Source organism: Burkholderia sp. NFPP32 (assembly GCF_900119325.1).
Lineage (GTDB): Bacteria > Pseudomonadota > Gammaproteobacteria > Burkholderiales > Burkholderiaceae > Burkholderia > Burkholderia pyrrocinia_C.
Genome location: NZ_FPJP01000004.1, coordinates 303,740 through 319,243 on the forward strand (window position 1 = coordinate 303,740; position 15,504 = coordinate 319,243).

Annotated in this window: 13 protein-coding genes; 6 read left to right on the forward strand and 7 right to left on the reverse strand. The window is 69.2% G+C overall.

Annotated features, from left to right (window positions below; genetic code table 11):
* The first annotated feature begins 5 nt into the window (after positions 1-5).
* The 6 genes from BT264_RS10730 to BT264_RS10755 all read left to right on the forward strand — a co-directional run bounded on the left by BT264_RS10730 (position 6) and on the right by BT264_RS10755 (position 6,625).
* The gene (locus tag BT264_RS10730; protein ID WP_072437526.1) at positions 6-890 is read left to right on the forward strand and encodes a transcriptional regulator GcvA; all 885 of its coding nucleotides are present in this window, start codon (positions 6-8) and stop codon (positions 888-890) included.
* Positions 891-1,796: 906 nt separating this feature from the next.
* Positions 1,797-2,303, forward strand: a complete 507-nt coding sequence (locus BT264_RS10735; protein WP_072437528.1) for a Csu type fimbrial protein — start codon at positions 1,797-1,799, stop codon at positions 2,301-2,303.
* A gap of 96 nt (positions 2,304-2,399) precedes the next feature.
* A complete protein-coding gene (locus BT264_RS10740; protein WP_072437529.1) occupies positions 2,400-3,152 on the forward strand; it encodes a fimbrial biogenesis chaperone in 753 nt (250 codons plus the stop codon).
* A gap of 25 nt (positions 3,153-3,177) precedes the next feature.
* Complete coding sequence (locus BT264_RS10745; RefSeq protein WP_239483348.1) at positions 3,178-5,463, forward strand: fimbria/pilus outer membrane usher protein; 2,286 nt, start codon at positions 3,178-3,180, stop codon at positions 5,461-5,463.
* Positions 5,460-5,966, forward strand: coding sequence for a Csu type fimbrial protein (locus tag BT264_RS10750; protein WP_072437530.1), 507 nt, complete (start codon positions 5,460-5,462; stop codon positions 5,964-5,966). Before BT264_RS10745 ends, BT264_RS10750 begins: the two co-directional genes overlap by 4 nt.
* A gap of 191 nt (positions 5,967-6,157) precedes the next feature.
* Entirely contained in the window at positions 6,158-6,625 is a 468-nt protein-coding gene (locus BT264_RS10755) for a hypothetical protein (RefSeq protein ID WP_256260613.1), read from the forward strand.
* Positions 6,626-6,670: 45 nt separating this feature from the next.
* On the opposite strand, the gene BT264_RS10760 is transcribed toward BT264_RS10755, so the two are convergent.
* The 7 genes from BT264_RS10760 to flgH all read right to left on the reverse strand — a co-directional run bounded on the left by BT264_RS10760 (position 6,671) and on the right by flgH (position 15,497).
* Positions 6,671-7,978 (reverse strand): solute carrier family 23 protein, encoded by a 1,308-nt coding sequence (locus BT264_RS10760; protein ID WP_072437532.1) that lies wholly within the window; start codon positions 7,976-7,978, stop codon positions 6,671-6,673.
* 271 nt (positions 7,979-8,249) lie between these two features.
* Complete coding sequence (gene flgL, locus BT264_RS10765) at positions 8,250-9,485, reverse strand: flagellar hook-associated protein FlgL (protein ID WP_072437533.1); 1,236 nt, start codon at positions 9,483-9,485, stop codon at positions 8,250-8,252.
* Between the two features lie 17 nt (positions 9,486-9,502).
* A complete protein-coding gene (gene flgK / locus BT264_RS10770) occupies positions 9,503-11,434 on the reverse strand; it encodes a flagellar hook-associated protein FlgK (protein ID WP_072437534.1) in 1,932 nt (643 codons plus the stop codon).
* 193 nt (positions 11,435-11,627) lie between these two features.
* Positions 11,628-12,383, reverse strand: a complete 756-nt coding sequence (locus BT264_RS10775; RefSeq protein ID WP_072437535.1) for a flagellar brake protein — start codon at positions 12,381-12,383, stop codon at positions 11,628-11,630.
* Positions 12,384-12,627: 244 nt separating this feature from the next.
* Positions 12,628-13,623: a flagellar assembly peptidoglycan hydrolase FlgJ gene (flgJ, locus tag BT264_RS10780; protein ID WP_072437536.1), complete on the reverse strand. Its 996-nt coding sequence runs from the start codon at positions 13,621-13,623 to the stop codon at positions 12,628-12,630.
* The gene (locus BT264_RS10785) at positions 13,624-14,802 is read right to left on the reverse strand and encodes a flagellar basal body P-ring protein FlgI (RefSeq protein WP_072437669.1); all 1,179 of its coding nucleotides are present in this window, start codon (positions 14,800-14,802) and stop codon (positions 13,624-13,626) included.
* Positions 14,803-14,807: 5 nt separating this feature from the next.
* Positions 14,808-15,497: a flagellar basal body L-ring protein FlgH gene (flgH, locus tag BT264_RS10790; RefSeq protein ID WP_072437537.1), complete on the reverse strand. Its 690-nt coding sequence runs from the start codon at positions 15,495-15,497 to the stop codon at positions 14,808-14,810.
* Positions 15,498-15,504 lie beyond the last annotated feature (7 nt).

A 15,504-nucleotide genomic window follows, 5' to 3' on the forward strand; every position in this document is an offset into this window, starting at 1 on the left:
CAAGCATGGCACGCGATCTCCCGCCCTTTTCCGCGCTTCGGGCCTTTGAAGCCGCCGCACGACATGAAAGCTTCAGCGCCGCCGGCGACGAGCTGCATGTGACTCACGGTGCCATCAGTCGGCAGATCGCCTCGTTCGAGGCTTGGCTCGGCAAGCCGGTGTTCCACCGCTACGGCAAGCGCGTGAAGCTGACCGACGAAGGCCGCCGTTACCTGGACACCGTGCGTGCGGCGTTCGACAGCATCGCGCACGCGACCGAGCAGTTGCGCAACACGGGTGCTGCGCGCGTGCTGCGCATCAATGCGCTGCCGACCTTCGCGATGAAATGGCTGCTGCCGCGCCTGTCGCGGTTCCAGCGCGACGTGCCGAACGTCGAACTGAAGCTGTCGACATCGAACGCGCCGCTCGACGCGCTCGACGGCTTCGATGTCGCGATCCGCCGCGGCCCCGGCCACTGGCCGAACTGCACGAGCGGCCACTTCCTCGACGAAAGCGTGATTCCGGTCTGCAGCCCGGCGCTGCTCAAACGCGCGCCGATCGCGCGCGCGGACGATCTCGCACGGCACGTGCTGCTGCATTCGGATACGCGGCCGGAAGGCTGGCGCGACTGGTTCGCGGCAGCCGGCGTCGCGATGAAGGGGCGCAAGCGGCAGTCGTTCGACCACTTCTACCTGGCGCTGCAGGCGGCCGTCGACGGGCTCGGCGTCGCGCTCGGCCCGCTGCCGCTGATCGACGACGAACTCGCGAGCGGCCGGCTCGTGATGCCGCTGTCCGGGCCGCGCATCGCGACGCGCAGCTACTGGTGGATCGCACCGCGCGCGCCGGCCGACGATCCGCTCGTCGCGCAGTTCTGCGCGTGGCTGGAAGCGCAGTCGAATGCGAACGCGTGACGCGCCGCGCACCCGGCGCCTGATCGAAACGGCGGCGATGCGCCGCCGCCCCTCCCCGCACGCGTTGCAAGGCTGAAACCGTTCCGCCGCGGCGCGTCCGTTTCCCCTGCGGAATCGCCGTCGCGCCGCACCTGCGATCCCCCGTCCGTCAGGCCGTTCCGCACCAGGCCCGGCGCGCCGCCGACCGGCTCTGCCGCCGCAGGTTTCACGCCTGAAACATTACCGCCTCCGCCCCGTTGCACGGCTGCAGGCAGCGACCGCTCAGTCCCTGTCCGCGCGGCAATCCGCGCGCTGGCCCGCCGCTTGCTCATGCAGCCGTGCAGACAAAAGCGACTGCACGGCCGAGCGGCTCGATGCAGGCGACAAACAATCATGAAGTCGGGGAAATCATGTCGAAAATCATTTCGGCCGTCACACGGCTGCTGTCTCGCATCACGGCTCCTTTCACTGCTCCTGTCACGCATCCGCTGATGCCGACGGCGCGACTTCGCACCGTCGACATCCGATGCGCCGACACGGTCCGCACCGTCACCCGACGCCGCGACGCCTCGATTCGATAGGCGAACCCCGGGAAACCCCTGCCGGGCGCATGCGCGCCGCGACGACGCCCCGCGCCGTTCGCACGGGCCTTGCCGCCGGCCGCCGCCCGCGCGCAGACAAGCGCGCGGGCGGCGACGGCTGCGGGACGTCGTACGCCCCGCGGCGCCGAAGCCAGGCCTGCCGAGCCCCAGGCGCCGCGCCGGTCCGGCCGGCGCATACCGACACGAAGGAGGTGCCCACCCAGCAAACGACCCGATTCCGATGCAACCAGAAAACCCATCGCGCATCCGGACGATCGAGATCCCGTCCCGAACGACCCTCTCGTCGCACCGGCCGCCATTCCAGCTTTCAAGGGGGAAACCCATCATGACGCAATCCTTACTGACCAAGGCGGCATTTGCCGCATCGCTCGCCTGCGTGGCCGTCGCGGCGTCGGCCGGCCAAGCCAGCTCGACCTTCGGCGTGTCCGCCACCGTCAACGCAACCTGCCTGATCGACTCGGCGAGCGCGCTGACCTTCCCCGCCTACACACCGGGAACCGGCGATCAGACGGCGCAGTCGGCGGTCACGGTCCGCTGCACGAACGGCACGAATTTCAACATCGGCCTGAACGCGGGCACCACGTCCGGCGCGACGGTGGCCAACCGCATCATGACGAGCGGCTCGAATCAGCTCAACTACACGCTGTACCAGGATTCGAACCGCACGGTCGTCTGGGGCAACACGCCGCCGACCGACACCGTCAACGGCACCGGCGCAGGCATGGCGATGGCCCAGGCGATTACCAAGACCGTCTACGGCAAGGTGCCCGATCAGCCCAATGCGGTGCCGGGCAACTACGCCGATACGGTGACGGTCACCGTGACGTTTTAGTGCCGCGCGGGGGCCCGCCGCATCCCGCATGCACGGGCCCTCCCCACCGGCAGCCGCCGCGCGTGGCGAAGCGAATCTCTTGGAGGTGGATCTGTCATGAAACAGAACGTGCGCAAACTCGCGACCTGGATCGCGGCCGTGACGCTCGCCGCCGCATGCGTCGACAGCCAGGCAACCGACTTCACCGTGTCGCCCGTTCGCGTCGAGCTATCCGCGGCGCAACGGAGCGTCGCGCTCATGGTCAGGAACGAGTCGTCCGACGAACCCGTGGTCGTCCAGCTGCGCACCGTTGCGTGGTCGCAGAACGCGGGCGACGACGTCTACGCGTCCACCGGCGACCTGATCGCGGCCCCGCCCATCTTCACGATCGCGCCCGGCGGTTCGCAGGTCGTGCGCATCGGCTTGCGGCACGCGCCGGCCTCGGATCAGGAAGCCGGCTACCGGCTCTATCTGCAAGAGATTCCGCGCGCGCCGAAGCCGGGCTTCGCCGGCGTGCAGATCGCGCTGGAAATGAGCCTGCCGATCTTCGTCAAGCCGGCCACCGAAACCGCCGCGCGGCTGCGCTGGGCAGCGGAGCCGCGCCCGGGCGGCACGGGCATGCTCGCGCTGCGCGTGACCAACGACGGCACCGCGCATGCGCAAGTGGCGAACCTCGCGCTGTTCGCGCCGGGCAGCGATCGCCCCGTCGCCACGCATGCGGAATTCGCGTACGTCCTGCCCGGCCAGTCGCGGGAACTGATGTTCAAGCCCGGCGCAGGAACCGCGCCGGCCGTTGCTTCCGGGTTGCATCTGGTCGGCTACTCCGATGCGGGCGACATCGATTCGACGATCGCGCCGAACGCCCGCTAAGGCGGCGCTTCTGATCGCGATCCTCATGAGCGCACAGATGACACTCGCGGAAGAACGCCCCGCCACGGCACCGGCGGCGCACGGCGCGGCGGGCGGCCCGGCCGAGCTGCTGTATCAGGTCGACATCAACCGGCAGGGGCTCGACGAAACCGCGTTGCTGATCAAGGCGGCCGACGGCGAATTCTACGTGTCGGCCGACGACCTGAAACGCTGGCGGCTCAGGCAGCCGGACGTCCCGCCGCTGGCCGGCAGCGACGCGCCGTTCTACCCGCTGAAAGCGATCGCGGGGCTCGCGTACACGGTCGACGAGCAAAGCCTGACGATGGTGATCAGCGTCCCGGCCCAGGCATTCGTCGGCGCGACCTTCGACGAGACCGACCGGCACCGCGCGAGCGCGGTCGAGCCCGGCATCGGCGGCTTCTTCAACTACGACCTGCTCGCGGAGCAGGCCGCGGGCCGGACGCACGGCTCGGGCCTGTTCGAGCTCGGCTTCTTCAACCGCTTCGGCGTCGGCGTCGGCACGTTCCTCGCGGACGAGTCGGGCCCGACCCGGCGGCTGACGCGCCTCGAAACCACGTGGACGACCGATCGGCCCGGCAAGCTCGCCAGCCTGCGCGTCGGCGACGCGATCAGCCGCCCCGGCATGTGGGGCCGCGCGATCCGCTTCGGCGGCATTCAGTACGCGACCAATTTCGCGACGCAGCCCGGGCTCGTCACGATTCCGCTCCAGGGCGTGAGCGGGCAGGCCGTGCTGCCGTCGACCGTCGACGTCTACGTGAACAACGCGCTCACGTCGACGCGCGACGTCGCGCCCGGCCCGTTCGCGATCAACAACGTGCCCGTGGTGACCGGCCAGGGCGACGTGCGGGTCGTGGTGCGCGACGTCATGGGCCGCGAGCAGGTGATCACGCAGTCGTTCTACGCGAGCGCGAATCTCCTCAAGCAAGGCATGCAGGACTTCTCGTACGAGGTCGGCAAGGAGCGGCGGGATTTCGGCCTGGCGAGCAACAACTACGGGCGATGGTTCGCCAGCGCGACGCACCGGATCGGCGTGACCGACCGGTTCACCGGCGAGATCCACGCCGAAGCCGAAGCGTCCCGGCAGAACCTCGGCGTCGGCGGCGTGGTGCTGGCCGGGCCGCTCGGCGTCGTCAATGCGTCCGCCGCGGCGAGCCGCAGCGCCGATGGCGCGGGCGCCCTCGCGACGATCGGCGTCGAGAGCCAGTCCGGCCTCGTCGACATCGGCGCGCACGCGCAATGGGCCACGCCGCATTTCGCGCAGATCGGGCTCGAACCGGGCACGCTCGCGCCGAAGCTGCTGACGAGCTTCAACATCGGCGTCGGGATGGGCCGCTTCGGCTCGCTCGGCCTCGCGCACGTGTTCGTCGACGATCGCGGCGGCTACAAGGTGCAGCTGCTGTCGCTCAGCTACAGCGTTCAGCTCGGACGCTTCGGCTTCGCGAACGTCAGCGTCAGCAAGCCGCTGGGCGGCTCGGGCGCGACGACCGTCGGCGTCGCATGGACGATACCGATCGACAACCGCACGAGCGCGTCCGTCACGATGACGCACCAGCAGGGCGCCACCGACATGCTCGCGCAAGTGCAGCGCAGCCTGCCGGTCGGCGAAGGATTCGGCTACGCGCTTCAGGCCGGCAACAACACGCAGGATGCGAGCGCGACGCTGCAAACGCGCACCGGCACCTACAGCGTCGAGGCCGCGTCCTATCGCGGCCGGGCCGGCGTACGGGCCAACGCGGCGGGCGGCATCGCGTTCGTCGACGGCACCGCGCGCCTGTCGCGGCAGATCACGGACAGCTTCGCGCTCGTCAAGGTGCCGGGCTTCGCCAACGTCGGCATCCTCGCGGACAACCAGCTCGTCGCGCACACCGACGCCAACGGCGTCGCGCTGCTGCCGCGGCTGCGCGCGTACGAAAGCAACCCGATCTCGATCGAGCAGGCCGACCTGCCGTTCGACGCGACGATCGGCACGCTGAAGCTCGACGCGGTGCCCTATTTCCGCAGCGGCATGGCGCTCGAGTTTCCGGTCTCGCGCTCGCGCGGCGCGGTGCTCACGCTCGATCTCGAGAACGGCGCCCACTTGCCGGCAGGCGCGATCGTCACGGTCGCCGGGCAGAAGGAAGCCTTCCCGGTCGGCCACGACGGCGTCGTCTATCTCACCGGGCTGTCGGAGCAGAACCGCCTGCGCGCGACGTGGCGCGACCAGCAGTGCGACCTGTCCGTCCGCTTTCCCGCCGGCGACGATCCGCTGCCGGACCTGGGCACTCATCTTTGCAAGGGAGTCACACCATGAGACATCGCAAGCATGCCGGGCGGCATGACCGGCTGACGCACCTGCGCGCCGCCGCCGCGGCGCTCGCGGCCGGCGCGGGCATGCTGGCCGCGCTGCCCGCGCTCGCGGCGACGACCTGCACGATGAATGCGCCGTCATCGATGGTGTTCGGCACATACGACACGCTCAATGCCGCCACCTCCGCGATCACGATCTCGGTCAACTGCAGCGGCAGCGGCAACGCCACGCCCACGGTGACGGCGAGCCCGGGCGGCGGCACCTTCGCGAATCGCCTGATGACCAGGACCGGCGGCACGCAGACGCTGGGCTACAACCTGTATCTCGACAGCGCGCACACGTCGATCTGGGGTGACGGCACGAGCGGCACGTCGGTGATTTCGTGGGGCAAGATCAGTGGCGCCGGAACCTTCAACGCAACCGTGTACGGACTGATCCGCGGCGGCCAGAACGTCGTGCCGGGCGGATACGAGGTCACGAACATCACGATCCTGTTCAACTACTAGGCGCGACGGCGGCGCAGGCATGCGCGTACCGCCGTCGATCGCCATCACCAACTCGGACAAGGGGGCAGACCATGAATCGAACCGAGACAGCGAGCGCCGCCGCATCGCGGTGCGGCCCATGCGGACCGACCCGCGCGGCGCCTCTCGCCCCGCCGCGGGCCGCCCGCCACGCGCGGCGGCTGTTTGCCGCAATGGCCGCGCTATCGATCGCGCTGCTCGGCGCCGCGCCGGGCCAGACCGATGCGAAGCAGGCCAACCGATCGCTGCAGGTCGGCGCGACGGTCCAGGCGTATGCGCGGATCAAGGCGACCAGTCCGGCCCAGCTCGTGATCGCGAACAAGGACACGAGCACCGGCTACCTGAGCGTGCCGAACATCAACAACCCCGCCGGGACGACGCTCGCGGTCCAGACCAACGACAGGGCCGGGTATACGGTGCTGGTGCAGGTTGCCGCCGCCAGCCAGTCGCAGTTCAGCTCGATCGAGATCAGCGGAATCGGCGGCAAGGTCGTGCTGCCGGCGACGGGCGGCAAGATCGCCGTGCCGTATACGGCGCTGAACACGACCTTCACGGTGACCTATCGCTTCGTGTTCGCATCGAAGGCGAAGGACGGGACCTTCGCATGGCCGATTACGTTTTCGGTGCAGCCCAACCCGTGATGCCCGACGCTCGCCGGGGCCCGCGGCGATGATCCGCGCAGCTGCTCACAGCACCGGGCCCGGCTCCTTTTCCCTGCGCAGGATCGCGTACAGGATGATCGCGCCGAAGGTCGCGGTGCCGATCCCGCCGAGCGCGAAGCCGCCGAACTTCAGCGAGAAGTCGCCCGCGCCGAGCACCAGCGTGACGGCCGCGACGATCAGGTTGCGGTTGTCGGAGAAGTCGACCTTGTTGACGACCCAGATCCGCGCGCCCGTCACCGCGATCAGCCCGAACACGACGATCGACACGCCGCCGAGCACCGGGCCCGGGATCGTCTGGATCACCGCGCCGAACTTCGGCGAGAAGCCCAGCCCGATCGCGATCAGCGCGGCGACCGCGAACACCAGCGTCGAATAGATCCGCGTGACGGCCATCACGCCGATGTTCTCCGCGTAGGTCGTGACGCCCGTGCCGCCGACGCTGCCCGACACGATCGTCGCAAGGCCGTCGCCGATGAACGCGCGGCCGACGTAGCGGTCGAGGTTGGTCCCCGTCATCGCGCTGACGGCCTTGATATGGCCGAGGTTCTCGGCGACGAGGATCACCGCGACCGGCGCGAGCATCAGCATCGCGTGCGGGTCGAACACCGGCGTACGGAACGCCGGCACGCCGAACCACGCGGCATGCCCGACGATCGCGAAGTCGATCGGCTTGCCGAGGCCCATCCCGTTGGTCGCGATCGCGTAGATCGCGTAGGCGATCGCAAGCCCAACGAGGATCAGCAGGCGCTGCATCATCCCGCGCGCGAACACCGCGACGCCGCCGACGCAGAGCACCGTGACGAGCGCCATCACCGAATCGAAGGTCGACGCCGATACGCCCTTGACCGCGATCGGCGCAAGGTTCAGCCCGATCACCGCGACGACCGCACCGGTCACGACGGGCGGCATCAGCGTCTCGATCCAGCGCGTGCCGATCGCCTGCACCAGCGCGCCGAGCGCGACATACACGACGCCGCACGCGACGATCCCCCCGAGCGCGACCGGAATGTTCGGGTTCGGGCCGCTGCCGCCGTAGCCCGTCACCGCGATCACGAGCCCGATGAACGCGAAGCTCGAGCCGAGATAGCTCGGCACACGGCCGCCGACCAGCGCAAAGAACAGCAGCGTGCCGATGCCCGACATGAAGATGCACAGGTTCGGGTCGAAGCCCATCAGGAGCGGCGCGAGCACGGTCGAGCCGAACATCGCGACGACGTGCTGCACGCCCATCGCGACCATCTGCGGCCACGGCAGGCGCTCGTCGGGGCCGACCACGCGCGACGCCGCGCCGGTCGATTGCACCCGCCAGCGCGGGAAGTAGGAATCGGACATGGGGAAAAGGCTCCTGTCGGTCTGTCGCCGGCTGCGGAGGGCGCGCCGGTCTGGAATCTGGCGCGAGTTTACGGAGCGGGAATAAGGCTGGCAAGCACGGCAAGCCCGAACGGGCCACCGGAAAGCGCGGGCGCGGCTCGCCGCATCCGCGAACCGGCGCGCGGCCGTGCGGCCCGGTGGAGCGGCCGCCCGTGCGTTGCGCGCGGGCGACGGCGGATGGCGCCGGCGGCGATGCAAGCGCGTGCTCGCATCGCCGCCGGCGCGCCGTGCATCAAGGATTGATGTACTGGAACAGCGACAGGTTCTGAAGCTGCGCGTAAGCCTTCTGCGAGCCCGTCAGCGCGTTCTGCATCTGCAGGAACTGGCTGATCGTCGACACCATGTTGGTGCTCGTCAGGTCAGCGAGGTTGCTGGTGACCTGCAGCGTGTTGGTCTGGTTCACCGTCTGCATTGCCTTGATTTCCTGCTCGCGGCCGCCGACCGACGCCTGCACGGTGAGGACGTTCGTCATCATGTTGTTCAGCTTCGTCGTGCCGGTGGTCATCGCGTTCGCGAGCGCGGCCGCGACAGTCGTGTTGCTGCTGATCGGCACCTTCAGCGCGGCGATCATCGTGTCGAGCGCCGCGAACACGTCGGTGCCGGCCTTCGGCGCGGGCGTGACCGTGAACGTGTCGCCGGGCGCGGGCGTGCCCGACACCGGCACCGACAGGCCGCTGCCGAGCGCGATCCCCGCGCCGGCCGAATACGGCTGCGCGGCGGTGGTGGTCGGCGGCACGACCGAGTTGTCGGTCACCGTATAGGTCGGCGCGGCCGCCGTGCCGGCGAATGCGATCGTGAACTGGTGCGTGTTGGTCGCGGCCGACGGGCTCGTGATCGACACCGCGCCGATCGTGCCCGTACCCGTGTTGCCCGCGCCGGCGAGCGGCACCGGCTGGCTGCCGAGCATCGGCACCGACAGGAACACGTTCGCGCCGTTGTCGCCCTGCGAGATCGAACGCGTGTCCGCAATCTGCACCTGCCGCGAACCCATGTCGCCGCTGTAGGTCACGCCGCCGCCCGACGCGTTCGAGAACGGCGCCGTGGTCGACTGGAAGCCCGAGAACAGGTAGTTGCCCGAACCGTCCGTCGAGTTCGCGAGCGTCAGCAGCTGGTCGCGATAGCCCTGCAGCTGCGTCGACAGTGCCGAGCGGTCGCTGTCGGACAGCGAACCGTCGCCGGCCTGGATCACGACCGTATGAATGCTGTTCAGCAGGTTGTTGACGCTGATCAGCGTCTGGTCTTCCTTCTGCAGCGACGACAGCGCGGTGTTCTGGTTCGACGCGTACTGCGACAGCGTCGCCGACGTCATCGACAACTGCACGGCCTGCGCCGCGCCGAGCGGGTTGTCGGCCGGCGTCGCGAGGCTCACGCCGCTCGAGATCTGCTGGTACAGCTGCGAGAGCTGCGCCTGCTGGTCGCTCATCTGAGCGACGTTCATCTGGTAGAACTGGGTGGTGGAAATCCGCATCGCTTCGGTCCCCGAAATCAGTTGAACAGGCCGAGCACGGTCTGGAACAGCGTCGACGCCGTCTGGATCACCTTCGCGTTCGCCTGGTAGAGCTGCTGGTACTGCATCAGGTTGGCCGCTTCCTCGTTCTGGTTCACGCCCGACACCGACTGCTGCGCGGACGTGATCTGGCCGACCAGCGCGGTCTGCGCGGCGCTCGACGACTTCAGCTGGCTCGTCGTGTTGCCGATGCCGTTCACGTAGTTCGCGTAGGCGCCCGTCAGCGTGGTCGAGCCGTTGCCGAACGATTTCGAGTTGACGAGCTTCGACAGCGCGAGCGCGTTGCTGCCGTCGTTCGTGCCGCCCGTGTTCGGCGCGACCGTGAACGTGTCGCCCACCGCCGGCGTGCCCGACACCGTCACCGTGACGCCCGCCGTCAGCGTGATCGGCGTGCCGGCCTGGTACGGCTGCGCACCGGTGGTCGTCGGCGGCACGGCCGTGTTGTCCGTGACCGTATAGGTCGGCGCGGCCGACGTCCCGCCCATCGTGATCGTGTAGTTGTGCGCATTGGCCGCAGCCGCCGCGCTCGTGACCGACAACCCGCCGATCGTCCCGGTGCCCGTGTTCGTCGTGGTGGCCGACGGCACGTACGGCGCCGCCGCCGCGATCGCCGAGCCGTTCGACGTCGCGAGGCCGAAGCCGTTCAGCGCGCCGCGCGTCGGCTGCACGGTGAACTTGTCGCCGGCGCTCATCGAGCCCGACGTGAACGAGAAGTTCAGCCCGCCGATCGACGCCGGCATCGACGCCGACGAGCCGACCGCCGTGCCGCTCGCGCGGTCGGTCAGCGTGTAGTTCGTGCCGTCGTACGACAGCGTGTAGTCGCCCGTGGTCGGCTGCGACGCGTTCGCGAACGACACGGACAGCGCCGCGTTGCCGGTGTTGCCCTGGTTCGCGTAGATGATCGGCGAGCCGGTCGTGAACAGGTTGCCGCCGACATTGCCCGACAGGTCGAGGCCGAGCGCGTTCTGCGCGTTGACCTGCGCGGCGAAGCTGGTCGCGATCGCGCCGAGCTGCGCCTGCGCGGGGTCGAGCGTCTGGCTGCGGAACGCGAGCAGGCCGCCGAGCGTGCCGCCCGACAGCGACGCGTCGGACAGGAACTGGTTCGGCCCCTGCGGGTTCGCGCCGGCGATCCCCTGCGACACGACGGTCAGCTCGCTCGGATCGGACGGCGACGTGACGGTCGCGAGCTGGTAGCTCTTGTCCGCGACGACGAGCGGCGTGCCGCCGGCGAGAAACACGCTGTAGCCGTCGCTGTTGCGCACGACCTGCACGCCCGCGAGGTTCGACAGGTTCGACACCGCGAGGTCGCGCTGGTCCATCAGCTGGTTCGGCGGCTGGCCCTGGCTGCTCGCGGACGCGATCTGCTGGTTCAGCTGCGCGATCTGCGCGGTGTACGCGTTGATCTGCGTGACGGTGCTCGTGAGCTGCGTGTTCACGCTCTGGCGCAGCGCGTCGTATTGCTGGCCGGCCGCCGTGATCTGGTTCGCGAGCGTCTGCGCATTGCTCATCGCGGTCTGCCGCACCGACGAGTCGGACGCGCTGTTCGCGACGTTCTGCAGCCCGGTGAAATAGTTCGTGACCGCGGTCGAGATGCCGGCCGTCGGGCTGCCGACGTAGTTGTTCAGCTGCGTGACGAGCGAATACCACGTCGACAGCGCGCCGCCCTGCGTCTGCGCGCCGTTCAGCTGGTCGCTGAGGTACTGGCTGTATTGCCGCTGCACGGTGACGGTGTTCACGCCCTGCGGCATGTAGCCGCTGCTCGTGTACTGGCCGCTCGCCTCGGCATAGACGGGGCGTTCGACCGAATAGCCCGGCGTCGCGGCGTTGCTGATGTTCTGGCCGGTCGTCGTGAGGCCCCAGAGCGCGGCATTCAGGCCGCTGACGCCGAGGTTCATGAGTGAGTTGGACATGCGCGATCCTGATGAGCCGGCCGCGCTGCGGCCGCCGGGTTGCGTAACTCCCGGTATAACGGCCGCGGATCGAAAAAATTGAGGAAAAAATGCACGCGCGACGCGCGGGTGCGCAGCGCTGGTCGGAGCGTCCGGCCGGCGGGGCCGACGCCGGTGCGCGGGCGGCCCGTGCGGGCCGGCGGCCGCGTATGCGTCAGGCCCGCACGAGCGAGCGGCGCTTCATCTCGAGCTGCGTGATCAGCCGCTGCAGCGTGTTCTCGGCGCTGCCCGGCAGCGACATGTAGCGGAAGCCGAGCTGGTAGCGCCGCGACCCGTTCGGCATCTGCGTCGAGCGCTGCGACACGAGCTGCAGGTCGAGCGACAGCTTGCCGTGGCCGGTCAGCTCGAGCTCGACGTCGGGCAGCAGCGTGCCGACCTCGAGCACCTCGACGCGTTCGTCGGCCGTGCGCAGCCCCACGCCGCCGAGCGACAGGTTGTGCACCTCGAACAGGAAGCCCTCGCCGTCCGGCAGCTTGCCGCGGCACAGGAACGGATCGACGATCGGCGCGTCGACCCGGAAATATTCGCGGCGCTGGATGCACATCAGCACTTCGGGGAAATCGGCGACGAACGCGGGCAGCCCCTCGTAGCGCGTCTCGCGCGGCGTGCCCGTGGTGAATTCGACGCGCACGCCCTCCGGCGACGCCGCGAACGTGCAGTGCGACGCACCGAGGATGCCGGCGTTCTGCTCGGACAGCGCGCCCCAGTCGAACGTGAACGTCCGTGCGCCGACGTCGACCTCGAGCAGGCGCGTGACGAGCTGGCCGCCCGGATACTGGACGGTCAGGAAATCGCCGCGGTTCACGAGGTTGCGCAACTGCACGCCGATTTCCAGCGGATTGCGGCGGGCATAGTCGGGCCCGGAGTGGCCTGCGTCCAGGCTGGGGTCCGTCGACGTTTCGATATTCATGGCTAGCCGGTCTTTCTTGTCATGGGCGCCCGGACAACCGGTGCGCAATAAAACCGGGTCAGAACAAGTCCCGGTCGCAGGTCTCTCACACTTAGCGGCAGTGCTGACCGAAAGTTTAGATCGATTTCCCGTTTTTTTTCGCGCAAACGTTGAAACCGCGCGCGGCGGTATGCCGGGCGCGGTCCTGAGAGGGTAACTGACGGTGGGCCGGAGCCTGTTATCGGCGGGCGCAGGCCCTGGCCCGTCAGCCGATCTGCTGCATGATCGAGATCAGCTTCTTCGCGTAGTTCGGGTCGGTCGCGTAACCGGCCTTCTGCATCCCGTGCGCGAAGCCTTCGACGCTGCGGCTTGCGCTCAGCACGCCCGAATAGCGCGGATTGTTCTTCAGCAGGTTCGCGTAATCGGTCATCGCGTGCTCGTACGAGTCGTAAGCGCGGAATTTCGCGACCACGCGGCGCGGCGTGCCGTTCACGTACTCGGTCGTCAGCGCCGACACCGTGCGGCCCGTCCAGCCCTTGTTCGCCTTGATGCCGAACACGTTGTAGCTGGTCGAGCCGTCGGCCGCGCGGATCTCGCGCTTGCCCCAGCCCGATTCGAGCGCGGCCTGGCCGACGATGAAGCGCGCCGGGATGCCGGTCGACGCGCTGGCCGCCTGTGCGGGGGCCGCGAGCCGGTCGACGAACGCGTCGGCGTCCGGCGCGCCGCTCGCGCCCTTCAGCGGCGGCGTCAGCGCGCTGCCGGCCGAGTAGCCGCGCGCGCCGGCGAGCCCGCCGTTGTTCCCGGCCGCGTTCGCGTACGCGCGCGCCATCGCGTTCATCGCGGCGAGGCTGCCTTCGTTGCCGGCCGTGCCGGGACCGCCCGAGCCCAAGCCGCCCAAGCCGCCCGTACCGACGTCGGCCGCCGTGTCGCTGCCCGCGCCCTGCCCCGCATTGCGCAGCAGCTGCTTCATCAGCGCATCGGCGACGCCGATCCCGCGCGTCGACATCTGCTGCGCGAGCTGCTGGTCGAGCATCGACGTGTACATCTTCGACGTATGCGAATCGAACAGCCCGCCGTCGGGCGACGCGTCGCGCATGCTCTTGAGCATCATCTGCGTGAACATCGCGTCGAACTGGCCCGCGACGGCCTTCGCGCCGGCCTGCGGCGACTGCTTCGCCTGCGCGCGCAGCGCGTCGAAACCCTGCACGTCGAGCGCGAAGCGCTGCGTGAGGTCGTTCGCGTTCGGAAGATTCGCTGCCATTTAGATGACCTCCAGGTCGGCGCGCAACGCGCCGGCCGCCTTCATCGCCTGCAGGATCGACATCAGGTCCGCCGGCGTCGCGCCGAGCGTGTTCAGCGCCTTCACGACGTCGGCGAGGTTTGCGCCGGCCGTCACCATCTTCAGCGCGCCGTTGTCCTGCTTGAGCTGGATCTGCGACTGCTGCGCCACCACCGTCTGCCCGTTCGAGAACGGCCCCGGCTGCGACACGACCGGCTGCGTGTTGACGACGACCGACAGGTTGCCGTGCGCGACCGCGCAGCTCTGCAGCGTGACCATCTGGTTCATCACGATCGAGCCGGTGCGCGCGTTCAGGATCACCTTCGCAGCGGCCTTGTCCGGGCTCACGTCGAGGTTCTGCAGCCGCGCCATGAACGCGACCTGCTGCGCCGAGTCGGCCGGCGCCGCGAGCTGGATCGTGCGGCCGTCGAGCGCCGTCGCGGTGCCCGGGCCGAAGCTCGAATTGACCGCGGACACGATCCGCTGCGCGGTGCCGTAGTCCATGTCGTTCAGCTGCAATTGCAGCACGCCGTTCATCTGCGCGATCGCGTTCGGCACCGAGCGCTCGACGATCGCGCCGCCGACGATCCGGCCGGCCGCGAGCTGGTTCACCTGCACGCGGCTGCCGTTCGCGCTGGCACCCGCGCCGCCGACCGCCATGTTGCCCTGGGCGAGCGCGTACACCTGCCCGTCCGCGCCCTTCAGCGGCGTGAGCAGCAGCGTGCCGCCGCGCAGGCTCTTGGCGTTGCCGAGCGACGATACGGTCACGTCGAGCGCCTCGCCGGGCCGCGCGAACGGCGGCAGCGTGGCGGTCACCATCACGGCCGCGACGTTCTTCAACTGCATGTTGTTCAGCGACGACGAACCGCCGTTGGCCGACCCGTTGTTGATCGAGATGCCGAGGTTCGCGAGCATGTTCGCGAGCGTCTGCGTCGTGAACGGCGTCTGCATCGTCTGGTCGCCCGTGCCGTCGAGGCCGACGACGAGGCCATAACCGATCAGCGGGTTGTCGCGCACGCCCTGGATCTGCGCGAGATCCTTCAGGCGTTCCGCGTGCGCGGGCGCCGCGCCGAACACACAGGCCGCGGCCGCGAACGCGACGGCGAGCCGCGCGAACGCTCGTGCGCGGGACGACAGGCGGTTGAACAAGGGCTTGCGCATCGTCATCACCACGGTGCGATGTTGAGGAAGAAGCGCTGCAGCCAGCCCATCGTCTCGGCTTCGTTGATGTAGCCCTTCGCCGAGTATTCGATCCGCGCGTCGGCGACCTGCGTCGAGTAGACCGAGTTCGCGCCCGAGATCGTGTTCGGGTTGACGATGCCCGAGAAGCGCACGAATTCGTTGCCCTGGTTGATCAGCATCTGCTTCTCGCCGCTGACGACGAGGTTGCCGTTCGGCAGCACGTTGGTGACGGTCACCGTGATCGTGCCGTTGAACGTGTTCGCCGCGCTCGCGCCGCCCGTCGCCGCGAACTTGTTGTTGCCGGCCGCCGACAGGTTCGCCTTCGCGAACAGCCCGCCGAGGAAGCCGGCCGTCGGCACGTCGAAGCCGGTGTTGCCCTGCCGGTTCGTGTTCGCGCCCGACGATTTCGTCGCGTTGATGTTTTCCGCGATCACGATCGTCAGGATGTCGCCGGTGTTGCGCGGCCGCTGATCCTCGAACAGCGGCCGCCCCGCGTAGCCGGGGTTGTAGATCGAGCCGGGCGCCTGCATCGACATCGGCGCTGGCGGCTGCGCCGTCATCGGCTGCTGGATGATCGGATCGCGCGGGATCTGCGCGCAACCGGCGAGCGCCGCCACCGCGACCGCGCACGCGGCGCGGACGGTAGCTGACGGGAGGAGGCGAACCTGCTTCATGGCGACG

Excerpts from the sequence above, each read along its gene's own strand:
- BT264_RS10730 (WP_072437526.1), top strand. The coding sequence starts at position 6 with ATGGCACGCGATCTCCCGCCCTTTTCCGCGCTTCGGGCCTTTGAAGCC.
- BT264_RS10735 (WP_072437528.1), top strand. The coding sequence starts at position 1,797 with ATGACGCAATCCTTACTGACCAAGGCGGCATTTGCCGCATCGCTCGCC.
- BT264_RS10740 (WP_072437529.1), top strand. The coding sequence starts at position 2,400 with ATGAAACAGAACGTGCGCAAACTCGCGACCTGGATCGCGGCCGTGACG.
- BT264_RS10745 (WP_239483348.1), top strand. The coding sequence starts at position 3,178 with ATGAGCGCACAGATGACACTCGCGGAAGAACGCCCCGCCACGGCACCG.
- BT264_RS10750 (WP_072437530.1), top strand. The coding sequence starts at position 5,460 with ATGAGACATCGCAAGCATGCCGGGCGGCATGACCGGCTGACGCACCTG.
- BT264_RS10755 (WP_256260613.1), top strand. The coding sequence starts at position 6,158 with ATGGCCGCGCTATCGATCGCGCTGCTCGGCGCCGCGCCGGGCCAGACC.
- BT264_RS10760 (WP_072437532.1), bottom strand. The coding sequence starts at position 7,978 with ATGTCCGATTCCTACTTCCCGCGCTGGCGGGTGCAATCGACCGGCGCG.
- flgL (WP_072437533.1), bottom strand. The coding sequence starts at position 9,485 with ATGCGGATTTCCACCACCCAGTTCTACCAGATGAACGTCGCTCAGATG.
- flgK (WP_072437534.1), bottom strand. The coding sequence starts at position 11,434 with ATGTCCAACTCACTCATGAACCTCGGCGTCAGCGGCCTGAATGCCGCG.
- BT264_RS10775 (WP_072437535.1), bottom strand. The coding sequence starts at position 12,383 with ATGAATATCGAAACGTCGACGGACCCCAGCCTGGACGCAGGCCACTCC.
- flgJ (WP_072437536.1), bottom strand. The coding sequence starts at position 13,623 with ATGGCAGCGAATCTTCCGAACGCGAACGACCTCACGCAGCGCTTCGCG.
- BT264_RS10785 (WP_072437669.1), bottom strand. The coding sequence starts at position 14,802 with ATGCGCAAGCCCTTGTTCAACCGCCTGTCGTCCCGCGCACGAGCGTTC.
- flgH (WP_072437537.1), bottom strand. The coding sequence starts at position 15,497 with ATGAAGCAGGTTCGCCTCCTCCCGTCAGCTACCGTCCGCGCCGCGTGC.